This window comes from Guyparkeria sp. SB14A (genome assembly GCF_005096345.1).
Lineage (GTDB): Bacteria > Pseudomonadota > Gammaproteobacteria > Halothiobacillales > Halothiobacillaceae > Guyparkeria > Guyparkeria hydrothermalis.
In genome coordinates this window covers 1-3,151 of record NZ_SWAW01000060.1, presented here as the reverse complement: position 1 = coordinate 3,151, position 3,151 = coordinate 1, and the positions used below count along the sequence as shown (strand labels likewise).

Annotated in this window: 2 protein-coding genes and 1 pseudogene; all 3 read right to left on the bottom strand. The window is 64.6% G+C overall.

The window, feature by feature from the left end:
- Positions 1-554 precede the first annotated feature (554 nt).
- Positions 555-995, bottom strand: a complete 441-nt coding sequence (locus FAZ79_RS11215; protein WP_136868045.1) for a YtoQ family protein — start codon at positions 993-995, stop codon at positions 555-557.
- A gap of 24 nt (positions 996-1,019) precedes the next feature.
- Entirely contained in the window at positions 1,020-2,708 is a 1,689-nt protein-coding gene (gene ilvD / locus FAZ79_RS11210) for a dihydroxy-acid dehydratase (protein WP_136868044.1), read from the bottom strand.
- A 311-nt stretch (positions 2,709-3,019) separates the two neighbouring features.
- Positions 3,020-3,151, bottom strand: a pseudogene (locus tag FAZ79_RS11205) (IS481 family transposase); the annotation flags it as partial.

The window sequence follows — 3,151 nt, the reverse complement described above, 5'->3', positions numbered from 1 at the left end:
GACAGGCGCGGATTTCTCCATCGAGGCCCGGAGCACTGAACCGCTCCACGAGGAGGCCGAATAGATTGACGCAACCTGATTATCCACCACCCCACCGGGGCTTGCGATCGGGGAGCAGGCCATAGATTGTGGTGAGTGTTATCGCCGTGCGTCCCGGTGGAAGCATCAATGTTTGGCTCTGGTCCCTCGTTTCCTGTTTAAGAATAAATACATGCGTGTTTCCGTATGAGCGTGCTAACGTCAAGACGCTTCTAGCAAGGAGGGAGCGAGATGAAAACGATGCTTATGGTTTTTACCGCGGGGATGCTGTCCATGGGGTTGGGTAACGTGGCCGTCGCTGGGACATCGGTGCCAACGTACAAGGGTGCTGAAGTCTTGGAGCACGGAGGCGGATGCCGGAAAAGCTCCCCTCCGGGGCAGTGTTGCCACATGGAGAACAGTACTGGAATCGTTCATTGCCACTGATTCTCTAACGGCATCAAAAGCAGAAAGGCAGCTGAGAATCTCAGCTGCCTTTCTTTTTGAACGCACAGGAGAAAGAGGAAATCAGCGAGTTAATCCCGCATCACGTGCTTGAGAATGCCGACCACCTGCTCCGGGGTGGTCGCCCAGGCCATGGCGGCGGCGTCGACTTCCTTGAGGGGGTGGACGATGTCCTCGTCGTGCAGGGTGATGTAGGGCGTGCCCAGCGCAGCGCAGTAGCCGGCGTCGAAGGCGGCGTTCCACTGCTTGTACTTGTCACCGAAGCGCACCACGGCGACGTCGGCCTGTTCGAGCAGGGTCTTGATGCGGATGGCGTTGACCTTGGCCGACTTGTGGTCGCGCCAGAATTGCTTGTCTTCCTCGCCGAGCAGGTCGCCGGCGGCGTCGCTCGCGGCGTGGTCGGTGACTGGGCGGGTGAACTGGATGTCGAGGCAGGCGTCCTTCGCCCCCTGCTCGATCTGTTCGCGCCAGTCGGTGTGGATCTCGCCGGAAAGGTAGACGGTCAGGCTCATCGGAATGGTCCTCGTGGATTTGGTTCAGTCGGGCAGGTCGGTGACCGCGCCGGTGGAGGCCGAGCTGACGGTCTTCGCGTATTTTGCCAGCACGCCGCGGGGGTAGTTTGGCGCCGGGCGCTGCCAGTTGGCGCGGCGGCGCTCGAGTTCGTCGGGCTCGACGTGCACCTCGATGGTGTCGGCCACGGCATCGATGGTGATGGTGTCGCCGTCCTCGACCAGCGCGATCGGCCCGCCGTCGAAGGCTTCGGGGGTGATGTGGCCGACGACGAAGCCGTGGCTGCCCCCGGAGAAGCGTCCGTCGGTGATCAGCGCCACCTCCTTGCCGAGCCCGCGGCCCATGATCGCCGAGGTGGGCGAAAGCATCTCGCGCATGCCCGGCCCGCCACGCGGGCCCTCGTAGCGGATCACCACCACGTCGCCGGCGGTGACCGTGCCGTCGAGGATGCGCGCCTGGGCCTCCTCCTCGGAGCCGAACACCCGCGCGGTGCCGGAGAAGCGCGTGCCTTCCTTGCCGGTGATCTTGGCCACGGCACCCTCCGGCGCGAGGTTGCCCTTGAGCACGCGCAGGTGGCTGTCGGCCTTCCGCGGGGCGTCGAGCGGGGCGATGATCTGCTGGTTATCCGGGTAGGGCGTGACGTCGGCCAGGTTCTCGGCCAGTGTCTTGCCGGTGACGGTCAGGCAGTCGCCGTGCAAGAGCCCGGCGTCGAGCAGCATCTTCATCAGCGGCAGGATGCCGCCGATCTCCACCAGCTCGCTCATCATGTAGTGCCCGGAGGGGCGCAGATCGGCGAGCACCGGCACGCGCCGGCCGATCTCGGTGAAATCATCCAGCGTCAGCGGCACGTCGACCACGTTGGCCATCGCCAGCAGGTGCAGCACCGCGTTGGTCGAGCCGCCCAGGGCGATCGTCACCGTGATGGCGTTCTCGAAGGCCTCGCGGGTCATGATGTCACGCGGCTTGATGTCACGCGCCAACAACTCGAGCACCGCCGCGCCGGCCGCCTCGCTGTCGGCGCGCTTCTCCTCGGAGACCGCATTCTGCGCCGAGCTGCCCGGCAGGCTCATGCCGAGTGCCTCGATTGCCGAGGCCATGGTGTTGGCGGTGTACATGCCACCGCAGGAGCCGGGGCCCGGGATGGCGGTCTTCTCGATGTCCTCCAGGCGGGGCAGGTCGATCTCGCCCTTCGTGTAGGCGCCGACGGCCTCGAACACCGAGACGATGTCGGTGTGGCACTTGCCCGGCAGGATGGTGCCGCCATAGACGAACACCGACGGGCGGTTGAGGCGGGCCATGCCGATCAGGCAGCCGGGCATGTTCTTGTCGCAGCCGCCGATCGCGACCAGCCCGTCGAAGCCCTCGCAGCCGGCGACCGTCTCGATGGAATCGGCGATCACCTCGCGCGAGACCAGCGAGTACTTCATCCCCTCGGTGCCGTTGGCAATCCCATCGGAGATGGTGATGGTGTTGAAGATCACGCCCTTGCCGCCGGCGGAATCCGCGCCGGTGCGGGCCGCATCGGCGAGCTTGTCGATGTGGGCGTTGCAGGGGGTGACCTGGCTCCAGGTCGAGGCGATGCCGACCTGCGGCTTGGTGAAGTCCTCGTCCTGGAACCCCACCGCGCGCAGCATCGCGCGGCTGGCGGACTTGTTGATGCCATCGACCACCGGGGCGGAATGGCGGCGGCGCGGATCGGTCGGCTGGTCGCTCATGCACGCTCTCCTTTCTTAAATCGGATTCGGGATGCTGAATGCTAAGGAAACTCTGCACGAATGCCATGCCACTCTGGCTTGGCGAGTCGTTCGTGATCAAGGCGCGATGTCGCCGGCGTGCCGGTGGCCACGTCAAGACATCGCAACGCGGAGCACGGGCGACTCGCCAAGCCCCGACGGGCGCGCCTTGAGCCGGGCATCTGCTGTGTTGTCGTTCTTGGAAAGAGAATGACTTTTCCGCGGCGGACGAGCGCCTTGCATCTGCCCGGCTCGAGGCACGCAGAGCGGTATGGCATTCGTGCAGAGTTTCCCTAGTTGTGGAGTCTCATGAGGTTGTCCTCGGGTAACCCAAGGACGCTGATGGGCGGTTTATGGTCAAGGCTGCCATGTTGCCGGTGCCAATTGTAGTCATGCAGCCATCTGGGTAAGTGCTGAGCACGTTC